This window comes from Limnobacter sp. MED105 (assembly GCF_000170915.1).
Classification (GTDB): domain Bacteria; phylum Pseudomonadota; class Gammaproteobacteria; order Burkholderiales; family Burkholderiaceae_B; genus Limnobacter.
This window is the reverse complement of the sequence record NZ_ABCT01000001.1, coordinates 441,478-463,999: the sequence shown is the minus strand read 5'-3', so window position 1 is coordinate 463,999 and position 22,522 is coordinate 441,478. Positions and strand designations below refer to the sequence as shown.

General features: G+C 53.1%; 20 protein-coding genes. 8 read left to right on the top strand and 12 right to left on the bottom strand.

Annotated elements, in window-relative coordinates; all coding sequences use genetic code 11:
* The first annotated feature begins 107 nt into the window (after positions 1 to 107).
* Positions 108 to 506 (top strand): hypothetical protein, encoded by a 399-nt coding sequence (locus LMED105_RS02180; protein ID WP_008247778.1) that lies wholly within the window; start codon positions 108 to 110, stop codon positions 504 to 506.
* Positions 507 to 608: 102 nt separating this feature from the next.
* Positions 609 to 989 carry a response regulator transcription factor gene (locus tag LMED105_RS02175; RefSeq protein WP_008247775.1) on the top strand — a complete coding sequence of 127 codons (381 nt, stop codon included), beginning with the start codon at positions 609 to 611 and terminating at the stop codon, positions 987 to 989.
* On the opposite strand, the gene LMED105_RS02170 is transcribed toward LMED105_RS02175, so the two are convergent.
* Positions 971 to 1,510 carry a transcriptional activator RfaH gene (locus LMED105_RS02170; RefSeq protein ID WP_008247772.1) on the bottom strand — a complete coding sequence of 180 codons (540 nt, stop codon included), beginning with the start codon at positions 1,508 to 1,510 and terminating at the stop codon, positions 971 to 973. The genes LMED105_RS02175 and LMED105_RS02170 overlap by 19 nt on opposite strands.
* 117 nt (positions 1,511 to 1,627) lie before the next feature.
* Here LMED105_RS02170 and LMED105_RS02165 point away from each other — a divergent pair, with 117 nt between their 5' ends.
* A complete protein-coding gene (locus LMED105_RS02165; RefSeq protein ID WP_008247770.1) occupies positions 1,628 to 3,739 on the top strand; it encodes a TonB-dependent siderophore receptor in 2,112 nt (703 codons plus the stop codon).
* Here the strand turns inward: LMED105_RS02165 and rfbC are convergent, their stop codons facing one another.
* From rfbC to LMED105_RS02145, 4 genes are read right to left on the bottom strand one after another with little or no spacing between them, the layout of a single operon-like run.
* Positions 3,740 to 4,291: a dTDP-4-dehydrorhamnose 3,5-epimerase gene (gene rfbC / locus LMED105_RS02160; RefSeq protein WP_040512067.1), complete on the bottom strand. Its 552-nt coding sequence runs from the start codon at positions 4,289 to 4,291 to the stop codon at positions 3,740 to 3,742.
* Between the two features lie 2 nt (positions 4,292 to 4,293).
* Positions 4,294 to 5,172 carry a glucose-1-phosphate thymidylyltransferase RfbA gene (gene rfbA / locus LMED105_RS02155; protein WP_008247766.1) on the bottom strand — a complete coding sequence of 293 codons (879 nt, stop codon included), beginning with the start codon at positions 5,170 to 5,172 and terminating at the stop codon, positions 4,294 to 4,296.
* A gap of 33 nt (positions 5,173 to 5,205) precedes the next feature.
* Entirely contained in the window at positions 5,206 to 5,553 is a 348-nt protein-coding gene (locus LMED105_RS02150) for a hypothetical protein (RefSeq protein WP_156799483.1), read from the bottom strand.
* Positions 5,525 to 6,385, bottom strand: coding sequence for a hypothetical protein (locus LMED105_RS02145; protein ID WP_008247762.1), 861 nt, complete (start codon positions 6,383 to 6,385; stop codon positions 5,525 to 5,527). The genes LMED105_RS02150 and LMED105_RS02145 overlap by 29 nt, the downstream gene beginning before the upstream one ends.
* A gap of 167 nt (positions 6,386 to 6,552) precedes the next feature.
* Here LMED105_RS02145 and LMED105_RS02140 point away from each other — a divergent pair, with 167 nt between their 5' ends.
* On the top strand, positions 6,553 to 8,298 hold the full coding sequence (locus tag LMED105_RS02140) for a hybrid sensor histidine kinase/response regulator (RefSeq protein ID WP_008247760.1): 1,746 nt from the start codon (positions 6,553 to 6,555) through the stop codon (positions 8,296 to 8,298).
* 13 nt (positions 8,299 to 8,311) lie between these two features.
* Here LMED105_RS02140 and LMED105_RS02135 read toward each other — a convergent pair whose 3' ends face one another.
* From LMED105_RS02135 to gmd, 4 genes are read right to left on the bottom strand one after another with little or no spacing between them, the layout of a single operon-like run.
* Positions 8,312 to 9,799, bottom strand: coding sequence for a mannose-1-phosphate guanylyltransferase/mannose-6-phosphate isomerase (locus LMED105_RS02135; protein WP_008247758.1), 1,488 nt, complete (start codon positions 9,797 to 9,799; stop codon positions 8,312 to 8,314).
* Positions 9,800 to 9,806: 7 nt separating this feature from the next.
* On the bottom strand, positions 9,807 to 10,283 hold the full coding sequence (locus tag LMED105_RS02130) for a GDP-mannose mannosyl hydrolase (protein ID WP_008247756.1): 477 nt from the start codon (positions 10,281 to 10,283) through the stop codon (positions 9,807 to 9,809).
* 2 nt (positions 10,284 to 10,285) lie between these two features.
* On the bottom strand, positions 10,286 to 11,260 hold the full coding sequence (locus LMED105_RS02125; protein ID WP_008247754.1) for a GDP-L-fucose synthase: 975 nt from the start codon (positions 11,258 to 11,260) through the stop codon (positions 10,286 to 10,288).
* 12 nt (positions 11,261 to 11,272) lie between these two features.
* Complete coding sequence (gmd, locus tag LMED105_RS02120) at positions 11,273 to 12,391, bottom strand: GDP-mannose 4,6-dehydratase (protein ID WP_008247753.1); 1,119 nt, start codon at positions 12,389 to 12,391, stop codon at positions 11,273 to 11,275.
* A 126-nt stretch (positions 12,392 to 12,517) separates the two neighbouring features.
* Between gmd and LMED105_RS02115 the strand changes: the two genes are divergently transcribed.
* The 4 genes from LMED105_RS02115 (at position 12,518) to LMED105_RS02100 (ending at position 17,042) form a co-directional block, all read left to right on the top strand.
* A complete protein-coding gene (locus LMED105_RS02115; RefSeq protein WP_008247751.1) occupies positions 12,518 to 12,814 on the top strand; it encodes a helix-turn-helix domain-containing protein in 297 nt (98 codons plus the stop codon).
* The gene (locus LMED105_RS02110; protein WP_156799482.1) at positions 12,769 to 13,641 is read left to right on the top strand and encodes a hypothetical protein; all 873 of its coding nucleotides are present in this window, start codon (positions 12,769 to 12,771) and stop codon (positions 13,639 to 13,641) included. The genes LMED105_RS02115 and LMED105_RS02110 overlap by 46 nt, the downstream gene beginning before the upstream one ends.
* A gap of 155 nt (positions 13,642 to 13,796) precedes the next feature.
* On the top strand, positions 13,797 to 16,385 hold the full coding sequence (locus LMED105_RS02105) for a choice-of-anchor U domain-containing protein (protein ID WP_008247748.1): 2,589 nt from the start codon (positions 13,797 to 13,799) through the stop codon (positions 16,383 to 16,385).
* A 234-nt stretch (positions 16,386 to 16,619) separates the two neighbouring features.
* Positions 16,620 to 17,042 (top strand): hypothetical protein, encoded by a 423-nt coding sequence (locus LMED105_RS02100; protein WP_008247747.1) that lies wholly within the window; start codon positions 16,620 to 16,622, stop codon positions 17,040 to 17,042.
* Positions 17,043 to 17,218: 176 nt separating this feature from the next.
* Here the strand turns inward: LMED105_RS02100 and LMED105_RS02095 are convergent, their stop codons facing one another.
* From LMED105_RS02095 to LMED105_RS02085, 3 genes are all read right to left on the bottom strand, one after another.
* On the bottom strand, positions 17,219 to 18,466 hold the full coding sequence (locus LMED105_RS02095; protein WP_008247746.1) for a glycosyltransferase: 1,248 nt from the start codon (positions 18,464 to 18,466) through the stop codon (positions 17,219 to 17,221).
* A 384-nt stretch (positions 18,467 to 18,850) separates the two neighbouring features.
* Entirely contained in the window at positions 18,851 to 21,763 is a 2,913-nt protein-coding gene (locus LMED105_RS02090; protein WP_008247744.1) for a YjbH domain-containing protein, read from the bottom strand.
* Complete coding sequence (locus tag LMED105_RS02085) at positions 21,760 to 22,443, bottom strand: lipoprotein (protein WP_008247743.1); 684 nt, start codon at positions 22,441 to 22,443, stop codon at positions 21,760 to 21,762. Before LMED105_RS02085 ends, LMED105_RS02090 begins: the two co-directional genes overlap by 4 nt.
* Positions 22,444 to 22,522 lie beyond the last annotated feature (79 nt).

Genomic DNA, 22,522 nt, shown 5'->3' with positions numbered 1-22,522 from the left:
TGAACTAAAAAAATACACAATAAGTCACAATATCAATTGTGCACGTCAGGGCAGTATTTCAATTATCACAGGCATCAGCCAACTTTTTAATTTATTAGGGACAGAACATGACTATCAATGGGAAACTCATTACACGCCTGGGCTTGATCGCCGTGGCCTCCTCACTTGCAGCAGCGTGCGTGGCTGTAGCGCCATTGCCCAACAACGACCAACCCGCGGAAAACAGCAGCACGTCGGCCACCATGTGCAACATCGAAGGCAAACAGCAACAAGATTTGTCGGACGGCACCACCAAAGCCAACGTGACACAGTCTTGCGAAGAAACCGTGATCTACATTGAAAACCAGCACAAAGAACACCCCAAGCGCTGCCGTGTACTGGTGGGCGCACAGCTGACCGAGCTTTACATCATGCCCGGCGAAAACCGCACATTGACCCAAACAGGCCCAGTGACACGCAACACTGTGCAGGTGGGTTGCATCAACGACTGGAACCGCCCCAAGTAAGCACAGCGTAAGCCAAGGTTAACTTTGGTTAAAAGTTGTCTTTTACATTTCGTACTGATTTAACATTCCACTGGAGCTAATTCGGTGTTATGGGAAATCAGTATGAAAACAGTCTTGTTGCTTGATGACGCACGGTCCATTCGAAGCGTGTACGCGGAAGTAATCCGCCAAGCGGGGTTTGAAGCCCAAACTGCATCCAGCGCCGAAGAAGGTTTGCAATACATTGTCGACCATGGCACGCCCGACCTCATCGTGACGGACATCAACATGCCGGGCATCAGCGGCCTGGAATTTTGCAAACGGGTGCGGAATGTGGCCAAACACACACCAATCATTGTCATGAGCGCATTGTCCGACAAAGGTTTGGTGGCCGAGGCCAAAACGGTCGGGGTTCAAGGCTGGATGTTAAAACCCGTAGAACCCGAGTACTTCCTGAACAAGCTGAAATCAATATTGGGTGAAGTTCAGGCTTTGTCCAGCTGACTTTGGGCCAGTTCCACACTGCGTTCAGCGCCCAGCACATTGAGCAAAACAATCACGCGTTGATCACTTTTTCGGGCTGCAATTTTGCCCATCATGCCTTCGAAGGGTCCTTCGGCCACACGCACTTCGCCCCCCACCTCCAGCTCATTCAGCTTCAGTAAATCGAGAACGGAATCAGAATCAAGCTGATGTTGAATCAACTCGATCAGTTCAATTGGCACCACTGAAGGCTTACCGCCAAACTTCACCAAATCGACACAGCCTTTGGTTGAGCGCAGCTTGGAAAAATCGCTCACCCCCACCTCCAGCTGAATAAACATATAACGTGGAAACAGGGGTTCAACCACCTGCACAGTGCCCTGCCCGGTCTTGCGTTTTTGCACGCGGGCCTGGGGAAAAAACACGTTGTAGTTCTGGCGTTGCAGGTTTTCCAGCGCCACAGTTTCCTGGCGGGGCTTGGTGTACATCACATACCACTGGGCCATGGTGTTGCATTCTTCAAAATAAGGCACAGGCCGCATTCTAAACCCTTCAAAGCGCATGATAAACAACAGTTTTCATAATTGATATTAGTAATACGAGTGATTATCGTTTAGTATTCTATCTTCATAAAATTCAAACCTACTACAGCAATCAACATGAAACTCAAACCTGTCTCACTGGCACTGCTCAGCTTGGGCCTGCCTGCTTTGGCCATGGCCCAAACCACCAACAATCAGCTTGAGGAAGTCGAAGTTCAAGCCCGCGAGCAAGGCAGCTATTCCAGCAACGCCGTGCAGGTGGGTACCTTCCGCGACACAGCCCCCATTGATGTACCGCTCACCGTGAACTCGGTAACCCGCGAGGTGCTAGATGCACAATCGGCCACCACCCTGTTCGGCGCACTGCGCAACACTGCTGGTGTTACCCGCTCGCAACTGAACGGCTCCACCTACGACAACATCGCCATTCGCGGCATTCTGGTTGAAAACCGCGGCAACTATCGTTTGAATGGCTCGCTGCCCATTATTAACCTGGTCGACGTGCCGCTTGAAAACAAACAGCAAGTGGAAGTGCTCAAGGGCGCATCTTCCCTGTACTACGGTTTTATTCCACCCTCGGGCGTTGTAAACCTGGTCACCAAGCGTGCGGGCAACAAACCCGTGCTCAGCCTTAGCCAAAGTGTGAATGAACATGGCGGCGCCACCACGCACCTGGACTGGGGTCGCAAGTTTGGCGACAACAATAGCCAAGGCCTGCGGGTTAATTTGGTGAAAGGCTCAGAAGACATTGGCGTGAACAACTACAGCGGCGAACGTGAACTGGCCAGCATTGCCTACGACTGGAAAATCACCGACCGCTTAAGCTTTCGCTTCGACGTGGAACACTATGAAAAATCAGTCAGCGAACAGGCGGCCATTCGATTGCTGCCTGCGGTCAATGGCCGTGTAACGTTACCCCCAGTGCCCGACAACAAAACCAACCTGGCTGGCGAATGGCAGCAATACGATGCCAACGCACAAAATTACCTGGCCCGCGTGGACTATGTATTGAGCGACTCATGGGGCGTGTTGTTTGAAGCCGGTTACGCCGAAACCACGCGCGATCGCGCGTTCTCGCGTTTTCAAGATTACGACCTGAACACCGGCGAGGGGCAGCTGCAAATTTTTTACAGCCGCGACCAGCAATTCGACAACACCAATTACCGGGGTGAAATTTACGGTGAAGTGGTTACCGGGCCCATTACACACAACCTGTCGTTTGGCTACACCACCAATACCCGCGCCAGCAACACACCGGGCGTAACTGGCACACAAAGCCTGTTCAACCAAAACCTGTACAACCCCCGTGAAATTGCGCCACAGAACGTCACCTTCACAGGCGCCTATTCTGCGGTCACCATCGATGATCAAGGCTTGTATGTATTCGACCGCATGCAATTGAATGAACAGTGGCAAGTGTTGGCAGGCCTTCGCCGTGGCGACTACCGCACCGAAGACCTGCGCGTGGCAGCCGACGGAACACGCACTGTTCGCCTGTACAACGCACAAGAAACCACACCCTCGGCAGCGGTGGTTTACAAACCTCGCCAGGATGTGTCGTTGTACGCCAGCTATGTGGAAGGCCTTGAAGAATCGGGCCAGGCACCGGCAACATCCACCAATGCATTTCAGTTGCTCGACCCCGCAGAATCGGAACAAGTTGAAGTGGGTGCCAAGTTCAATGTCGGCCAGAACAGCCTGGCACAAATTGCCTATTTCGACATTGAGCGTGCCTCTACCTTTGAAGACCCAAGCAACGGCGTATTTGGCCTGAACGGCAAAGCAAATTACAGCGGGTTCGAAATGGCATGGACTGGCGAATTGAACAAGCAACTTTCACTGGCTGCCTCGGCTTTGCTGATGAACGCTGAATTGCAAAACGATGGCAACCCAGCCACTGTGGGGCGTGTGCCTGAAAACACCGCCGAAAAAACCGCCAGCCTGTTTGCGGAATACCGTTTGATCAGCGTGCCGGGCTTAAGCTTTAGCGGTGGTTTGTACTACACCGGCGAGCGTGCCGTGAACGACCAAAACCAGGCGTTTATTGGCGGCTACACCGTGGCCTCGTTGGGCGCACGTTACTCAACTGTCATTGGCAGCACGCCCACACAGTTCCAGTTGGTGATCGACAACCCCACCAACAAAAACTACTACAGCACAGCGGGCAATGATTTGATTGGTGTGGGCACACCCCGAACCATCAAGGCAATTGTCAGCGTCGATTTGTAATCAACCCAAACTTGTGAAAGCAACACCCTGTTCGTCCTTCGGCGACAGGGTTGGCGTTGCCACACCGGCCCGCCTCAAGGGCCACTCAATATTCAACACCGGGTCGTTCCAGGCCATGCAATGCTCGTGTTCGGGGCTGTGGTGTTCGGTCACCTGGTAACTGGTAATTGCCGTGTCGGTTAGCGTTAAAAAACCGTGCGCAAAACCAGGTGGTATCCACAACTGCACATGGTTGATGTCGCTTAGCTCACAGCCATACCACTGGCCAAATGTTTCCGAATTTTCACGCAGGTCCACGGCCACATCAAACACTGCACCGTGCACCACACGTACCAATTTGCCCTGTGCCTTGGGGGCAGTTTGCCAGTGCAGGCCACGCAACACCCCGCGCTTTGAAAGCGATTCATTGGTTTGCACAAACTCAGGCTGAATGCCTGCCACCTGCTTGAAAGTTTTTGCGTTGAAGCTTTCAAAAAAATGACCGCGTGCATCGGTGTAAACGGTGGGTGTCAGTAACAACAAACCTTGCAGGGGAGTTGGATTGCATTGCATGTTCACCGCCCCGCCTCAAGCAAGCCAAGCAAGTAATCGCCATAGCCACTGTTTCGCAGCGGCTTGGCCAGTGCAGCAAGCTGAGCCGAGGTAATCCACTGGTTGCGCCATGCAATTTCTTCAGGGCAACTTACCTTTAAGCCCTGCCTGCGCTCAATGGTTTGAATGAAGTTGGCGGCGTCCAGCAAACTGTCTGCGGTACCGGTATCCAACCAAGCCTGCCCGCGCCCCATGTGCTGCACTTCAAGCTGCCCCATGGTTAGGTAAGTTCGTATTACATCGGTAATTTCAAGTTCGCCACGGGCTGAAGGCGTTAAACCTTTGGCAATGCCGGCAGCCTGGCCATCAAAAAAGTACAGGCCGGTTACCGCCTGTTTGCTTTTGGGTGCTGCAGGTTTTTCTTCCACACCAATTACAGTTCCCTCGGCGTTCAGTTCAAGCACGCCGTAGGCCTGGGGGTTGGCCACTGAATAAGCAAACACGGTGGCACCGCGCTTTTGCCCATAGGCATACTGCATTTGGCGAACCAGGTTTTGGCCATAAAACAGGTTGTCGCCCAACACCAAGGCACAGGGCTCGCCTTGCAAAAAAGGCTCGGCCACAATCAGCGATTGCGCAACACCACCAGGCGTAGCCTGCACTGCGTAATCAATGCGCATGCCCCAACGGCTACCATCGCCCAGCAAGTGCTCAAATCGCGGAGTGTCGTGCGGGGTTGAAATAACAAGTACCTCTCGTACACCCGCCAACATCAAAGTGCTTAGGGGGTAGTAAATCATGGGCTTGTCGTACACCGGCAGCAGTTGTTTGCTCACAGCGGCAGTGGCCGGGTACAAGCGGGTGGCTTGCCCACCGGCCAACACAATGCCTTTGCGGTTCATGTTTTAACCTGCGTTTGTTGTTCTGCTCCCAGTTTACGGAATTTGCAGGGTTTGCGCCAACCGCGCCAACACATCCAGGCCCTTGCCCAGCAAGCCCAGTTGTTCGCTCGGGGCTTCCAGTTCAGCCAACTGCGTGCGCATGGTTTTTACATGACTGGCCAACTCGCCAAGCTCTGTTTTCGCTTTCGCGCTCAATGCTACATAACGGGCATTCTCGGCATTAACAAAAGCAAGGTAAGCAGCAGCCAAAACCTGCTGGTGTTCTTTGCGTTGCTCGGCGCTCAACAGTTCTATATCTATCAAATACAAAGCAGAAAACACAGCATGCACGTCGGTTTGAAAGGTTTCAAAATCATGGGGTGTCATGGGTGTTGTGCTCATGGGTATTGGCTGCCTGAATATTGGAATTAAGTTGATCAAAAACGCTCTGCAAATGCTCGAAACTGCCCTCGCCTCGCAGCACATTCACCCACGCGTGTTGCATGTCAATACTGGCTGCCTTGGCCTGCTCCAGCAGCTCGATGGTGGGCACTTGCTTCGTGTGTTTAATCCAGGCGTTCTTCCAGGTTTCGCCCAGTTTTTTGTCCTCCACAAAAGGCTTCAATACTTTCTCGCGATACTCCACTTGGCGGGCCAATGTTTCGCGCTGGGTAATCCACTGTATTTGTTCTTGCAAAATTTGCTGGTTCAACAACAAGGCGTGTGCAACGGGTTCAGCGCTGCGCTGCAGTTCTTCGCGCACTTGTGCGCTGTGCCGCCAGTTGGCCACATGCCCGGCCAAACCGGCCACTGCCTCCTTGCTTACGCGGGGTATGCCGCCCACATCGGGCGCTTTGTTCAAGGCCTCCACCAGTTTTCGCAAAGCCCGTGTGGTGCCCGTGCTGGTGTCGCCTTTGGCCAGTGCGCTTAGCTCGGCAAAATAAAGCGCCTGCGTGTCGAAGTAATCGCTGGTGGTTTGCAGCAAGGCTGCTCTTTGCTGCATGGCTTGCGTTTGCATCAACAGCGTTGCGTTGTCGCGGGGCAAATTCGGCAACAAGTCGGCGGTGAATTCAAGGGTGTGGTCTAGCGCAAAACTGTTTACTTTTTTCAGAGTGGTGGTGTACTGCTTCCCTGTGGTGGCCAGGCCTTCAACCTGCAAGGGAGTTTTGCTGGCGCATGCTGCGGTAAGTACCACAGCAACGCACACCGCAAAGCGTGAGATCGATTGAAGCAAGAAAACCTCCAGTGCCTGAAATGATGTTGGGCACCTAAAATACGTGGAAACTTTCCAGGGTGAGAACCACCAAATTGGGTTACAAAAACTAGGGGTCACCCATTTAGACATTGCCTGCCGGGTGCCTCACCACTTATGCTTAGTGCAATCTACTTATTGCTCTATTTATGAAAGCCGAAGACCCGTACCAACTCACCATTCTGCGTGAGCAAACCAAACTTCTGTTCGAGCACCTGCCATTTGTTTTGTACGGTGTCATGGCTTCATCGGCTGGTCTGGTCGCTGTGCTTTGGCACACCGGCCAAGGCACTGCGCTACTGCTGTGGTTGCTGGCGGTGTACATGTTGACTGGTTTGCGTTGGTGGGTGCGACGGCATTTCAACAAGCTGGGTGCACATTTCGACCCGCAACACTGGATACAAGTGGCCATTCAGTTCACGGCAGCGTCAGGTATTTTGTGGGGATTCGCGGGTGTCATGTTTTTCTCAACTGACCCCATGGTGCTGATGACACTGGCTATTTTTCTCGCGGCCATGGTGGCTGGTGCGGTGTCTTCCCATGCCTGCCACACCCCCGCCTACGCTGCGTTTGCGCTGCCAGCTTCACTTCCCTTTATTGCGCGCTGTTTGTGGGAAAACACACCCTTCCTTTGGGTGCTGGGCAGCGTGGCTTTTGTGTATGTGCTTATCAATATTCACTATGGGCGCAACCTGCAAAATATGGTGATTCAGTCCATTCGTTTGCGCTTTCAAAACGCCGAACTCATCAGCGAGCTGACCTTGCAAAAGCGGGTGGCCGAGCAGGCCAGTGTAGCCAAAACACGTTTCCTGGCGGCGGCCAGCCACGACCTGCGGCAACCCGTGCAAGCCATCGAATTGTTGGTGGATGCACTAAGCGAAGACCTGGCCAACCACCCCAGCAAAGGCTTGCTGGACCGTATTCAAGAAGCCGGTTATGGGCTGCGCAACCTGCTGAATGCCTTGCTGGATTCTGCAAAAATAAACGCGGCCGCCATTACTGCCAAGCCACGCCATGTTCAACTGGCACCTTTGCTTAAACGCATTTGCAACGAACTGGCCACCCAGGCGCAACACAAGGGCCTTGATATTCGTGTGGCCAAAACCAAGGCCTGCGCTTACACCGACCCAGCCTTGCTTGAACTGGTTGTTCGCAACTATGTGGAGAATGCGATCAAGTACACCCCCGAGGGGCGAGTGCTGGTCGGGTGCCGCAAACAAAACGGGCAAATTCGGATTGAAGTACACGACACTGGCATAGGCATTCCCGCCAGCGCCCAAGAAACCGTGTTTCAAGAGTTTTACCAACTGGGCAACCCCGAGCGCGACAAAGCCAAAGGCCTGGGCCTTGGCCTGTACATTGCGCAAAGCCTGGGCAAATTGTTGAACCACGACATTGGTGTGAATTCCACAGTGGGCAAGGGCTCGATGTTTTACATTACCGTGCCACAAGGCGATGCCAGCCACTTGATGGACGAGCCCAGCCGCGCGCAAGCCGGCGGGAAAACCCCATTGACGGGCAAAACTGTGTTGTTGATTGACGATGACGATTTGGTTCGCGCCAGCGTGACAGAAATGTTGAGCCGCTGGCAATGTTCAACCATTGCCGCTGAAGACGCAGAAACCGCATTGCGCATTTTAATGGCCCGCGGCCGAATGCCAGATGCGATTGTGGCTGACTACCGCCTGCGCAACAAAAGCACAGGCGTGCAAGCCATACAGTCATTACAAGCACAGCTTGGAAATGTGCCCGCCGTAATATTGACAGGAGACACCGCCCCCAGTCGAATTCAGGAAGCCAGAAACTCCGGCTTCCTGATTTTGCACAAACCGCTCAGTGGGGTGCAGCTGCGAAGTACATTGAGTGAGTTGATGAGTACGAAGGTGAGTAGCTAAGCTACTGTATCAATCAAGCCCTTCCGTACACGTCATCAAAGCGCACAATGTCGTCTTCTTCAAGGTAGTCGCCGCTTTGCACCTCAATCATCACCAGGTTCAGCACGCCCGGGTTCACCAAGCGGTGCCTGTTCCCTGCGGGAATGTAGGTTGATTCATTCTTGCGCACCAAAAACACATTCTCGCCGTTGGTGACTTCAGCAGTGCCACTCACCACGATCCAGTGCTCGCTGCGGTGGTGGTGCATTTGCAAGCTGAGGGACGCGCCCGGCTTTACTTCAATACGCTTAATTTTGTAGCCAGCAGAGTCTTCAAGCACGGTGTATGTGCCCCAAGGGCGGTGTACCGTGGGGTGCAAGTTCACCAACTCGCTGCCTTGTGCCTTCAGGGTTTCAACCACTTTCTTCACATCCTGGTGGCGGCTTTTGTCGGCCACCAGCAATGCATCGGGTGTGTCAACAATCAACAGGTTTTCAACGCCCAAAGTGGCCACGGCCCGGTTGCCCAAGCGCACATGGGTGTTGTTGCTGTCAATTGAGATCAGTTGGCCTGCGCCTTCCTGTTGCACTGTGTTGCCCTGTGTGTCGGGTGTGCATTGCTCAGCCAAGGCGGCCCAGCTGCCAATGTCGCTCCACTGAAAACTGGCCGCTACCACCGCCACATTGCTGGCCTTTTCCATCACGGCATAATCAATGCTGATGTCGGGCAAGTTCGCAAATTCGTCTTTGTTGAAGGTAAATACACTGCCGCTTGCCTTGGCGCTTTTGCTTTCTTTGGCACTGGCCCACACTGCATTTGCCTGGGTGGCTACGTTAGGCTCGTTGTTCTCGAGCGCCTGCAACAAGTCGCTTGAACGCAGTGCAAACATGCCCCCATTCCACACATACTGGCCGCTGGCCAAATACTCCATGGCCAGTTCAAGCTTGGGCTTTTCAACAAAACGCTGCACTGCAAATGCACCGTTAATTTCGTCGACAGGCGCACCTTGCTGTATGTAACCAAAACCGGTTTCAGGCGTGCTGGGCGTAATACCAAAACAAGTTAACCAGCCCTTGCGTGCAGCCGCCACGGCTTGCTGTGCAACACGCACAAACTCGGCAACAGGGTTAATTAAATGGTCAGCGGGCAACACCAGCAGCACCGGGTTTTCGTCGGGGTAGCGTGCTTGCGCCCACTGCGCGGCCAGGGCAATGGCCGGTGCTGTGTTGCGGCCTTGCGGCTCCAACAGCTGGTGCAGGGCCATATTGCTGCCCTCGCTGTTCAACACAGGCATGCATTCGTCTTGCAGTAAAAATTGATAGCTTTCATTGCTCACCAACAACACATCGCTTGAATCAGCAGCTTTGGCCACTGCAGCAGCACGCCGCACGGTTTGCGCAATCAGGCTTTCAGCGCCTACTTTCAAAAAGGGCTTTGGAAAGTTTTTGCGCGACAAAGGCCACAAACGCGTGCCTGCGCCACCACACAAAATTACGGGGATCACTCGTTTGCTGTTGCTCATGGTCTACCTATTCCTGAAAGTACGCTTTCGTGTGTTCATGCACCTGCGGGTTGTTCAACAACTCGGCCACAGGCATCCATACATAATCATTGTGTTGGGCTTTGGGCAACTCATTCAAACCACCCAAACCTGGCAAATGTTGCTCGGCATTCAAACGGTGGGCCAACACCACATAGTGTGTGCCCACGTCTTCGGTACCCGCAAAGTTGTCTGGGTAATGGTGCTCATAAACCCCGGCGAATAAATTGGCTCGAGCAAGCTTCACTTGCACACCCAGTTCAAGCAGCAACAAGCGCTGAAAAGCCTGCTGCAAAGTTTCACCCTTGCGCACCACACCACCGGGCACAAACCAGCAGTGCTGCGCGGGCTTGTTGTTTCGCCAACCCAGCAGCACTTCCTGGCGTGCATTGGTCACAACAAGGTCGATAGACACCAATGGTGTTCGTTCAACTACCTCGGCCCATTGCTGCGGGTTCCACCACATCACTATGCTTGCCTCAAGCCTTCCACATTCTTCAAAAACCAGTCATAGGTTTTCTTCAAGCCGGTATCCAAATCAATGCTGTATTGCCAACCCAAACTTTTTAAACGGTCCACATTCATCAACTTGCGCGGGGTGCCATCGGGCTTGGTGGTGTCGAACACCAACTTGCCTTCAAAGCCCACCACACGCTGCATGGTTTCTGCCAGTTCGCGAATGGTGCAATCCACACCAGTGCCCACGTTGATGTGGCTCAGCATGGGCTGTGTATTGGCCTTGTAGGTTTGTTCATCCAACAGCAGCACATGCACACTGGCCGCGGCCATGTCGTCTACGTACAAAAATTCACGCATGGGTGTGCCTGTACCCCACACAATCACCTCGGTATCGCCGCGCAATTTGGCCTCATGAAACCTGCGCATCATCGCCGGAATTACATGGCTGTTTTCGGGGTGAAAGTTGTCATTCTCGCCATACAAATTGGTGGGCATTACGCTGCGGTAATTGCGGCCATATTGGCGGTTGTAACTTTCACACAATTTAATGCCCGCAATTTTCGCCACGGCGTAGGGCTCGTTGGTGCACTCCAAAGTGCCGGTCAGCAAGGCAGTTTCTGTCATGGGCTGCTCGGCCAGCTTGGGGTAAATACAGCTTGAACCCAAAAACAACAAATGCTGGCAATTGTTGGCATGCGCCGCATGCACCACATTGCATTCCATCATCAGATTCTGAAAAATAAACTCGGCCGGGTAGGTGTTGTTGGCATGTATGCCACCCACTTTGGCGGCTGCCAGCACCACGGCGTCGGGCTTCTCGGCTGCAAAAAATTCATTCACCGCAGCCTGGTTGCACAGGTCGAGTTCGGCGTGGGTGCGCACCACAATGTTGCTGTAGCCCAGGGCGTTCAAGCGGCGCACAATTGCGCTACCCACCATGCCCCGGTGGCCTGCCACATATATTTTTGAATTGAAGTTCAACATGAATGGCAGCCTTTACTCGCGGCTTACTGCAACGCTGTAGCCGTGTTGCTTCAACAGGGCATGTTGGCGTGCGGCATCCAGGTCTACCTGCACCATTTCTTTCACCATTTCATGCACGGTAATTTTCGGTGTCCAACCCAATTTGTTTTTCGCCTTGCTGGGGTCGCCCAACAAAGTTTCCACTTCCGCAGGGCGGAAGTAGCGCGGGTCTACCTGCACCACCACATCGCCTTCTTTCAGTGCGGGTGCCTTGTCGCCCTGCACTTTCACCACAATGCCTTTTTCATCCACACCACTGCCTTCCCAGCGCAGTGTTACGCCCAACTCGGCTGCAGTCATTTCAATAAACTGGCGCACGCTGTACTGCACACCAGTTGCAATTACAAAATCGTCGGGCGTTTCCTGTTGCAGCATCAACCACTGCATTTCAACGTAGTCTTTCGCATGGCCCCAATCGCGAAGTGCATCCATATTGCCCATGTACAGGCATTGCTCCAGGCCCACTGCAATGTTGCTCATGCCGCGTGTAATTTTTCGGGTTACAAAAGTTTCACCACGGCGCGGGCTTTCGTGGTTAAACAAAATACCGTTGCAGGCATACATGCCATAGCTTTCGCGGTAGTTCACCGTAATCCAGTAGGCGTACATTTTGGCCACAGCGTAAGGGCTGCGCGGGTAAAAAGGTGTGGTTTCTTTTTGCGGAATTTCTTGCACCAAGCCATACAGTTCTGAAGTACTGGCTTGGTAAAAACGGGTTTTCTTTTCCAGGCCCAAAAAGCGGATTGCTTCCAGCAAGCGCAGCGTGCCCATGGCATCTACGTCGGCCGTGTATTCCGGGCTTTCGAAACTAACCGCCACATGGCTTTGTGCGCCCAGGTTGTACACCTCATCGGGCTGCACTTGCTGAATAATGCGGGTCAGGTTTGAAGAATCTGTAAGGTCGCCGTAGTGCAATTTAAAGCGGGCGTTTTCAACATGCGGGTCTTCGTAAATGTGGTCTACGCGCTGGGTGTTGAACAGCGATGCACGGCGTTTAATGCCATGCACTTCATAGCCTTTGCTCAGCAAAAATTCAGCCAAATACGAACCATCTTGCCCGGTTACACCGGTGATCAACGCGACTTTAGTCATTGCAGGGGTGCCTTGCTTTAATTGAACTCAAAGCGAAAGCTTAAAGTGCTACGGTTAAAACACAAAGCAAGGCCTTCCAAATTTTTGTAAGATATATAAGTCGATTATTAAATATCATTATTATTGATGAATATTACCAACAACCCAAATGAGTACCCCTTGCTGAAAAACCAGCTCGACCTGGCCACCCTGGTTCGCACCCAACGCCTGCAAGCTGGCGCCAAGGGCGGAAAAATGACAGCCCAAACCCTGGCGGAGTTGGCAGGGGTTAGCCGCGACACTGTTTTCCGCATTGAACGCGGCGAAGACGTTTCATTTTCCACCGCCATGGCCGTGCTTCGCGTATTTGGCCTGGGGCTTAGCGCAGCCCCCGTTGAATGGCCCACCTTGAACACCGCACAACAACACTTCAAAACCCTGTGACGGCGATTCAGCAAATTCAAACATTGCAGGTGTTCAACGGCGGCAAACCCTGCGGTTGGCTGGGGCACATGCCCACGGGCTTCTGGTTTCACTACGCCAGCAATACGCCACAGCAACACTGGGTCAGTTTGCTAATGCCACCGAGCACTAATTTTTATCAGCAGGCTGAATTGTTTCCGGTGTTTGCACAGCACATTGATTGTGGAGAAAACCCACTAAGCCAGCTACACCAACTGAATGGCCAGCAATTGGGCTCGCTCAGTTTTGCCAACCCAGACAACCCCGTGGTTACTCCACCACTGCGTAGCCCACCGCGGCTTGCGGCCGGGCAACGCGTGCTCATCGCAAACCCAAACACGCCTTTGGTTCGCCGCCCCTTCGCCGACACCTTGGTGCACCACAGCAGCACCTGGCCGTGGGTTCAAATCCTGCAACAACTCAAAAAACAAGGCGACCCCAACAACCGTTTACAAGCACTGCGCTGGGCACTTCAAGCCCAACACAACGGCGAATGGGTGCAACACCCCAGGCCCGACCTGGCCCCTTATCAACAACACTTGTATGGGTTTGAAGCCGTGCATGCAGTGCTGAACCTTAACCCTCAGCAATTCAATGCACTTGCAAAAAACAAGCACTGGTTTGTACAGGTACTGCATGAAGTAGCACGCACCTACTGCAAAAACTTTTCAGCAGAAATTAAACTGCTGCAACACCTGCTGCCCTACATTCAGCAAGGCCACTTGAGTGCGTACCTTGTGTATGAACAACACCCCAACAGCAAACCTGCCGTGCTTGGGTTTGATTACCTTCCTGCATTCATATGGTAAAAAATCAGCATTCTTACACCCTTTAAATGCGGGGTATTGAATAGCAAAATCATTTGCTATTTTCTCAATCATTAAAGCAATCACTATCCGGCGAAAGCAAGCCGGGCCGCCATGTTGTCATAAATCCGACTTATTTTGAACAGGCCCGAACTGCCATGAATATCGCTCGTCTTTTGTCAGCCGTTTTGCTGGCCACCCTGCCTCTAGCTGCCCACACATTACCCGGTCCGCAACTTTCCTCACCCACTGTAATATCATCGGTCAACCCGGACGAACTCCGAATTTTCACCGCAGACATTGCCACATCACCGGATGGTCGAGGTATTCTGGCCTGGGCCGAAGGTGGTTTTGTTTACCTGCAGCGGCTAAATGCCGACGGCAGCGCCAACGGCATGCGAATCAACGCCAACGCGGTAGGCACTGGCGAGGTGCGTGGGGTGGATGTGGTCATGGACAATGACGCCAATTTCGCACTCACTTACACCAAAGGGCAACAACAAGACGCGGTGGTGTATTTCCGGCGCTTTTTGGCCGACGGCAGCCCTGAGGCCATCGAATACGACGATCAAAGCATGCAGCCTTACAACCTGGCAGGCCTGCAAACCTGTGCTTCGCAGCGCAAAGTAGCCACCAGTAACCCAGCGATGGACATGGACGCAGATGGCAACGTTGCCCTGGTGTTCGATGGCGCAACCTATTGCGCCAGCACAATTGAGCGAAACCAGACCATCTACCGTTACCTGCCCAAAAGCGCTTCAGCCTCGGCACCCCTGGCTGTGGCCTCAGTTAACGTTACGGACAACATTGCCCGCACCCGTCTTTCGGCCGTGGACATTCAAGGCAGCCTCGTGACTATCGCCACAACCGGTTTGCCCAGTGGCCGTCAACAAATCAGCTTGAGTCGTTACAACGGCACCACGCAGCAAAGCACGGTGCAAGTTGCCGACTTTCAGTCCAATGTGGCAGGCCCACCGCGTTTTGCGGTACACCGCTCTGCCAGTGGCACCGCCACTGTGGTGTGGAGCGCCTCCACATTCAATGCACAAACCAGCAGTTTTAGTGCGCCCTCGGTGCGCATGCGCAGCTTCGACGCCAACAACACACCGCTGACCGACACACCAGTCGAGCTGATCAGCAACTCGACCCTGCTGGGTTTGTCGACTGAACCCGACGGCGATTACGCCATTTACACCCGTCGTCAAAACCTCGACCTGTGGAGCATTTTCCGTTTTAGCGACGCAGGCGTGGCCGGCGAAACACGCCAGGGCACCAATGTGTACAACAACGGCTACTGGCAAACAGCTCCTATCTCGATCAGCCCTACCCTGTCGGGCAATAACTATGTGGTTCTTTACAACCGCAGTGATTCAGATGACTCTACCTTGCTGCATGTGCTGCGCTACGGTGGCCCGCAAGGCACCTTGAAACTAGACATGCAGTTGAGCCGCAACCCGATTATTGCCGGCGCAGGAGATCAAATTGCCTTGCGCTGGATCAGCAACGCGATCGGCCCATTCAGCAACGGCACTTGCCAGGCCAGCGGCAACTGGGGCGGTTTTGTGGCGCCCAGTGGCGTGCGTGATCTGGGGTTATTCACTGTGGCTGGCGACCGCACCTACAGCTTGTTGTGTGGCCCAGCCATGGAAGGTCTGTTTCAGTCGGTGACGTTGAATGTTCAAAATGCAGAGCAAGAACTGGCCACTCCCACGATCAATTTCACAGCCACTCCTGCCAACCTGCAAGGCAATGCAACATCCACACTAAGCTGGAGCACCACCAACGCCACCACTTGCGATGCCACCGGAGAATGGAGCGGCAGCAAAGCAGTCAATGGCAGTGAAACAGTAGGGCCGTTTGCCACGGCAGGCTCGCGCACTTACACCTTAACCTGCCGTAACCAGGGCGGGCCATTTGCCACTCAGTCAGTGGATGTTACCGTGGCCAGTGACACCACGCCCGATACCTTCAGCTTCACTGCCGTAACAGGCCAAACGCCTTCCACCAATACGGCATCCAACACGGTGACTATTGCGGGCCTCAATTCCCCAGCGCCCATCAGCATTACCGGTGGTACTTACAGCAACAATGGTTCGCAATTTACATCGGCGGCAGGCACCATCAGCAACGGTCAAACTTTACAACTGCGCACAGACAGCCCTGCTGAGCCCGGCGAAACAGCGGTGGTCACTGTCACCGTGGGGGACTTTTCCACAAGTTTCACGGTGACCACCCGCATGCCAGACGGGGCGTCTACGGCCATGGTTGATGATGTGGACAACAACCCGGTTGAATTCATGAGCAGCGAGGGCACGCTGAACAACCTGCGAACTGTAGCCACCCCGATGGGAGCGCCCACCACACGCGAGTACCCCAACGGCTTCTTCGCATTTAACCTCGACAACGTCACGGCAAACAGCACAGTGACAGTCACCATCACCTTGCCTGCCGATGCACGCCCCACCAGTTATGTAAAGTGCAATGCCGACGGCAGCAGCTGCGCAGAATTTGGTGGCGCAACCTTCAACAACAATGTGGTGGTGCTGACCTTGACCGACAATGGTGCCGGTGACAACGACCCACGCGAAGGCTTTATTAGTGACCCCGGTGCACCGGCCGTAACGCCAGCAGCGGCTAGCGGTGGAAGCAGTGTTAGTAGCGGAGGCGGTGGTGGTGGCAGCCTGAATGCCATGCTGTTGCCACTGGTTGGCCTGCTGTTGTGGCGAGTGCGTCGCAAGGCGAGCTAAACCCAACCTTGTTGTCGTGAAAAAGCCCGGCTTGAGATAAACAAGCCGGGCTTTTTTTACAATACAAAATTAGTAGTACCCTAAATACGTGACAAATCCCGAAATGCCCACTAAATGACTGAAAATTTAATAAACACCTCTAAAAATCTACTTCATAATAAACAGCAGAAGGTAAGAATATGCCTGACAACACCACTAGAAATTTTTCAACATTTATTAATTCGGGTTATTGCCATGACTATTATTGCGATTGCGGCAGGGCTGATTGCTGCCCTGTTAATTGGCAGGCAGATATTACAAGGTGGGCTGTTGTTAAACAACGGTGACAAATTCATGACGCACAATGTGCGTTTCAAAAAACTGCCTACAGGCGAATTGCATTTGAAGGCCACAGGTGGTTTGCTGACCGACAAGTTTGACATCAAGCTGCACACCAGCGACATCGACCTGTTCGCCTTTGCCATTGGCCACCGGCCCATGAACAAAGGCCTGGACAAGGCGGGCTACAAGGTTTATCGACTTGTTCACGTGCAACGCAAGGCCAGCCCGGAATTTTTACGTACCACGATCGGTGATTTCACTTTGAAGCCCAGCGCGCAAGACAAATTTCAACGATTCACCAGCCAGTTTGTTCAACTTGAAAAATCGGCGGCTTAATTGGTTATTTAAGTATGTTGTTAATTGCTGATCAGAAGTAATAAAAAAGGCCCTGTAAATTACAGGGCCTTTTTTTAATTTTCATTAACTATAGGCGCAAAAAAATAGCCGTTTGATTCATTATCAAAACGAGCTTACTTAAAACAAAACCAACCAATTACTTAATGGGCTTCTGTTTATTCCCACTCTGCATTCTTGGCAATGTAGCGCCCCAATACCTGGTAGGAAACCACATACAACACTGCGGTACTTACAAACCCCAAAGCATGCAAACCCAACTGGTCAAAGTACAAGGCCATGGCCACGGAAACGCAGGTGAATAACCACAAAAACGGCGAAGCCTGGGAATTTACGCAAATGCCCAGCGCACCGCCCCGCTTGCGCGCCATAATTTGCAGGCTACGCTGAAAGTACTGGTGAAAGTGCGAACGGTCGGGCTGGCCTGGGTCGGCATTCACCAACTTGCGGCGCAAGATGGAGTACATCACCTCGATTACCGGGTAGGCCAACACCGACAACACCGCCCAGGCATTTATATCGTTGTAATTGGCCTGCAACAGCACCGCCAACACTGCCAAGGCAAAGCCCAGAAAATACGCTCCGCCGTCGCCCAAAAACAAACGCCCCACCGGGAAATTAAACACCCAAAACCCCAGTACCGCTGCAGTCAACAATAGCGAATACAAAGCCATGTCCATGGCTTGGTGCTGCAGGCCCAACAAGCCCAGCCCAAGTGCCAAAATGCACACCACACCGCTGGCCAAGCCATTCAAACCATCGATCAGGTTAATGGCATTGCTGTAACCGCTCATGGCAAATGCGGTAAAACACCATGCCACAGGCGCAAAAGCCAATAATTTGTCGACAGGCGCCAAGCTAACCGAGGTAATTACAGCGCCCAAGGCTGCGCACGCCAAAAAGCCACCCAGAAAGGTGGCCTGCAAACGCAACTTCACTGACACCTTCTTGGTAATGTCTTCGGCAAAGCCGATCATGAATACTGGCAAACCGCACACCAGCAGCAGCAAGTTGACTTCAAACAAGGGGTGGTCACGAAGCCACATCCACGCCACACCGGCGGCCACCGCCAGAAAAATTGGCAAACCACCAATTCGAGGCACCGCCACTTGGTGCAGCTTTTGTACCCCGTTCAGGTCATTGTCAAGGCTGAAGCGGGCATGCCATTGTTTGGTCAGCAGAACGGAGGCACAGGCCAACACACTTACCCCAAACAGGCCACCGAACAATAGAATTGGACTTGTGCTTGAACCGGTCAACTTGATTTGACCAGCAATGTGAATTGTTCCAAATAAAACAAGCGCAACAAATGCTGTAAATGCGCTCCACACCCAAAGGCGGGAAGTGAACACCAAACTGATGCGCCCACCCAAGCCGGGCGACTGTGTTTTTATCGGGGTACTCATCGTTAAGCACCTGCCCCTGTTTATTTGATCAACACCCTGAAATTAAGGGGAGCAAACACCCTTTATTCTCGGTATTGAAAATTTTGCAACTCAATAAACTGCAGTTAGTACACTTTGGACCCACTTGCAGGAGTAAAACAATATGTTGTTTAGCGGCTTACTTGCCTTGAGCAAACTGATTGGTCAAAAAACCAGCTTTAAACAACTAAAAGTGAAATTGGCTCGCTGGGTTCAACCAGCCTAAATATTAGTAGTAAACCCGCCCAAACAGCACCCCATGAATTGGGGGTAGCTTCAAAAATTATTGCACCAGCGTACCTCTAAACCGATTGCAAATCATAGGGCTTAGAGGAAACACTCCAGAAATATATCGCAACGCAACAACTATTTCGCAGCCGGGTTGGTGTAGGTCAACAACCTTGGGTCGCGGGCTTGGGTGAAGTCGTACAACTCTACGCTGCGGCTTAGCTTTGCACCACCGTCTCGAGTCAGCGGGTTAAACACCAAGTTGGCAGTGCCCGCCACACTTTGCGTGAAGAAGGCATCAAACGGCAGGGTTACGTACACCCCTTTGTCAAAACTTCCTTCGCCAAACTCAGCTGCACTTACATTGGTGCGGGTAAAAAACGCACCCATTTTTACACCGTTGTCGAATACCCGGCTTAGGTCCATGGTGGCGCCTTTGTCGCCAGCCAGGTACTGGCCCACACTGGCTTTCACCAAAATGTCTTCAAAACCAGTGTCCCAATACAGAGTGGCATGGCCAGTGTTTACCTGGTAGTCGCGCAGGCCGAAGTCTTGCTCAAAATCGCGCTGCTTCACGCTGTTAACATCTACGCCAATGGCCACCGTGCTATTCATGGGGCGGTACAACACTTCACCGCCCACGCCGGCAAACATGTCTTCCAGCAGGCCGCCATAGGTGGTGTAAAACACATCACTGCCCAACTTGCCGTAGTGGGTTAACTGCAGGTTTGGAATGGTGAAATCGGATGTGGTGGCGTATTCCCGCTGGAAAGTACGCACCCGCGGCAAGTTGCTGGGTGCGGTGTATGTAAATTTGTCGAAGTTGTCCAAAAGAGCGGCGCGCACGCGGCCACTGGCCACGGTGCTCTCAGTTAGCTCGTAACTTACATTGCCCAGGGCTGAAAGCTGGTAAAGAATAAAACCATCGGGCCCACCCAAAATTTGGCGGTAACCTGCGCTTACGCTGGTTTTCCAGGGGCTTTGCGGGTTATCAAACAAAGTTTGGTACGGGTACTTAACGCGCTCACGCTGCTTGGTGGCGGGCATGTCCCGCCACGCGTTGGGCAACAAGGTGGTGCGCTGGCGCACCCACAGGTTGCGGTCAACAATGTGCTGGCTAACTTTTTGGCCCTTGGCCTGGTACTCGTAATTGAACCAGGCGTACTCAGCGGGCGCATGCTTGTGCAGCACAGCGGTTGCGCGGTCTATGGTGTATTGCCAGTAGCCCGCGTCGGCTTCATCAATAATCAGCTTCAGTTCGCCTTCGTCACCTTGCACTTTGGTGGCTACCCAACCGGTTTGCTGCTTCAATTCTTCCAGCACTGCAGGCCAGCTTACTGGCCCGGTGGGCGGTGCTTCATTCACTTTGGGGCTGGGCGGGTCGCTTAGCTTGGGTGTGCCAAAGGTGTCCAGCTTTTCATGAAAGCTTAGGGCCACCATAACTTCAGTTCCCCGCTCGTAACCCAAGGTAAAGTCCATGTAATCGTTCACACGGTGCAGCAGGCCCACGTTTACATTGGTACTTTGTTCCAAGTTATTACCAAAGGGTTCACTTTGGTAATCGTTGCCCTCTACTTCCAGCTTCAGTACCCAGTCTTCCCAAGGCAGTTGTACTTGTGCGCCACCGAACAAGGCGGCAGGGCCTTTGAAGAAGGTATTGGTGTCTACAGTACCGCCAGAATCACCACCAACAAAACCAACGGGCCGCGTTTCGAAACTGTCACCAAATGCTTTGAAGGGGTTTGTGATTCCACCACCTGCACCCAGGCTGCCCCAGCCTATGCCCAAGCTGAAATCAACCGAGCCCACGCGCTTGCTGCCCACCACGTATTCACCGCTGAACAAGCCTGTACCAGCTACGTCGCGAAAGCCAACAGACAGTTCAGGCAGGTGTGCACTTTCCTGCATCAAGCGAAATTTCACATCAAAGTTTTTGTCTTTAAAACTTTGGTCTGGGTTGGTTGTTGAAACGCCAAACTTTGCGTTAGTTAGGCTGTTATACCGAAAGCCCGCCTCCATCCAATCGAAGGGTTGCAGCATAAAGCTGTAACGGCTGTAAGGGCTGGTGCGGCTGAAGGTGGCGCTGTAGCTGCCCGCCTGGCGCATGCGTGCTGTGGGGGTTTGCAAAAGGCCCACAACACCCCAATCGCTGCTGCTGAGGTACCAAGGCTCGCTGGTTTCAAGTGGCTTGGGTTCGGCTTCATCAAATTCGGGCAGTAAAGTTTTTTGTTCGATCGCGACAACACTGTGGGCTTGTGGTGCTTGAACAGCCTGCACAAACTCGCCTTGCGTGGCCAAAAAACCGGCAATGGCTTCGTGCTGTTTTTGCTCGCCTTCCACTTTGCGGCTAGGCGCCCACAACCAACTGCCGGGCGCTGGGCCACCCTGGGCTTGCTCATTCCAGCCATTCACAGCCAGTTGTTCTACCGTGCCATTGGGGTTGGCCACCCAAGCCCAATCCATGGGCCTTTCAACACCCAGCCAACTTTTCCATGCGCTTTGTTTGCCAATACATGCTTCAATGTAGGCTTGGGCTGAAGCTGTGGCCTGGTGCGGCACCACGCAAGTGCCAAGGTCGCTAAGCACAGTGACTGTGTTGGTGGCTTGCGGCAACACCACGGTGTAGGTGCTATTCAGTACGGGGTCAAATTCAGGGCGTGCTTGCAGGTAATTTGCATCGGTGCTTTCAAGCTTCAAACGCCCATTTACCGGCATGGCGCCCACACGTTGCAACACCTGCTGAAGCGCAGTGTTATTACGATTGGCCAAACGCAGGTTTTGAATGGCCCTGTCGCGGGCCATTTGCTGCTCAATGGCATCAGCACTGCTTGGGGCCAGCACCAACAAACTGCTCAAGCGGTATTCTGCAGCGTGCAAGCCTGGCAACCAGCCTTGGCGAACCAACAAAGCAGACAAACGTTCTGTGCCCTGGGGCTTTGCTTGCAGGGCTTCAATATTCGGGCTTGCTGCAACTGCAATGGCGGGCATAAAAGCCATGCTGACCAGCGCTGCTACTACGGTCAACACAAAGGGGATTCGAATAGGTTTCATTGGCGGTGCCATTCAAGGCAATAGGTGGGTGCCAGGCATTGTTTGCCATACACAGCGGTGGGTAGTTGGCTGGCATTAATGCCTTCCGGTAAGGCCTGCGCAAAGCCATAAATGGCAGGCGGCAGGCCTTCAAGAGCTGCGGGCAGGGGCTTTGAGCCAATAAAAGTTTCGCTGTACCAGTAAAGTCCTTTTGTCGCGCTGGCCATTTTGGCCAAATTACTTTTGGGTGGCTCTGTGGGTTGCAATTGCAGGGTGGCCCGCACATTGAACAAGCCCAGTTCAGGCACATCAAACTTCATGCTGGTTTGCTGGGCTTGCTCACCTGCGGTGTATTGCACGTTGGCCAGGTTTACATTCAAACCAGTTGTGTCTAGTAGCCGGTTGCCTTGCAAGCGCACTACCTCGCCCTTGGCGGCGTACCACACCTGCAAGTTGGGATATTGGTAACCCAACACTGTTAGCGAAGCTGCACCCGGCACTTCCACTTGCATGTATTGGTAGGCCGGGTTGCGTGGCACGGCCTCAAAGTTGCGGTTGGGGCCTTGGTAGGCTGCTTGCAAACTATTGATAGCGGCTTGGTTTAAGCCTGTGCAGGCAGGCAGTACCAACAACGCAGCAACACATAAAGCAAACGGCGAGTGTTGCCGCAGGCCAGGCCAGTACTTAAGCCAATTCCGCATGTGGGTTTAATCCAGAAAAATAAAACTTTTAAAGCAAATAAGTTTGCACAAGTTGTGCGTAAGGCACGAATAAAAAAGC

Coding starts and splice junctions, on each gene's coding strand:
- LMED105_RS02180 (WP_008247778.1), top strand. CDS start 108: ATGACTATCAATGGGAAACTCATTACACGCCTGGGCTTGATCGCCGTG.
- LMED105_RS02175 (WP_008247775.1), top strand. CDS start 609: ATGAAAACAGTCTTGTTGCTTGATGACGCACGGTCCATTCGAAGCGTG.
- LMED105_RS02170 (WP_008247772.1), bottom strand. CDS start 1,510: ATGCGGCCTGTGCCTTATTTTGAAGAATGCAACACCATGGCCCAGTGG.
- LMED105_RS02165 (WP_008247770.1), top strand. CDS start 1,628: ATGAAACTCAAACCTGTCTCACTGGCACTGCTCAGCTTGGGCCTGCCT.
- rfbC (WP_040512067.1), bottom strand. CDS start 4,291: ATGCAATGCAATCCAACTCCCCTGCAAGGTTTGTTGTTACTGACACCC.
- rfbA (WP_008247766.1), bottom strand. CDS start 5,172: ATGAACCGCAAAGGCATTGTGTTGGCCGGTGGGCAAGCCACCCGCTTG.
- LMED105_RS02150 (WP_156799483.1), bottom strand. CDS start 5,553: ATGAGCACAACACCCATGACACCCCATGATTTTGAAACCTTTCAAACC.
- LMED105_RS02140 (WP_008247760.1), top strand. CDS start 6,553: ATGAAAGCCGAAGACCCGTACCAACTCACCATTCTGCGTGAGCAAACC.
- LMED105_RS02135 (WP_008247758.1), bottom strand. CDS start 9,799: ATGAGCAACAGCAAACGAGTGATCCCCGTAATTTTGTGTGGTGGCGCA.
- LMED105_RS02130 (WP_008247756.1), bottom strand. CDS start 10,283: ATGTGGTGGAACCCGCAGCAATGGGCCGAGGTAGTTGAACGAACACCA.
- LMED105_RS02125 (WP_008247754.1), bottom strand. CDS start 11,260: ATGTTGAACTTCAATTCAAAAATATATGTGGCAGGCCACCGGGGCATG.
- gmd (WP_008247753.1), bottom strand. CDS start 12,391: ATGACTAAAGTCGCGTTGATCACCGGTGTAACCGGGCAAGATGGTTCG.
- LMED105_RS02115 (WP_008247751.1), top strand. CDS start 12,518: ATGAATATTACCAACAACCCAAATGAGTACCCCTTGCTGAAAAACCAG.
- LMED105_RS02110 (WP_156799482.1), top strand. CDS start 12,769: ATGGCCCACCTTGAACACCGCACAACAACACTTCAAAACCCTGTGACG.
- LMED105_RS02105 (WP_008247748.1), top strand. CDS start 13,797: ATGAATATCGCTCGTCTTTTGTCAGCCGTTTTGCTGGCCACCCTGCCT.
- LMED105_RS02100 (WP_008247747.1), top strand. CDS start 16,620: ATGACTATTATTGCGATTGCGGCAGGGCTGATTGCTGCCCTGTTAATT.
- LMED105_RS02095 (WP_008247746.1), bottom strand. CDS start 18,466: ATGAGTACCCCGATAAAAACACAGTCGCCCGGCTTGGGTGGGCGCATC.
- LMED105_RS02090 (WP_008247744.1), bottom strand. CDS start 21,763: ATGAAACCTATTCGAATCCCCTTTGTGTTGACCGTAGTAGCAGCGCTG.
- LMED105_RS02085 (WP_008247743.1), bottom strand. CDS start 22,443: ATGCGGAATTGGCTTAAGTACTGGCCTGGCCTGCGGCAACACTCGCCG.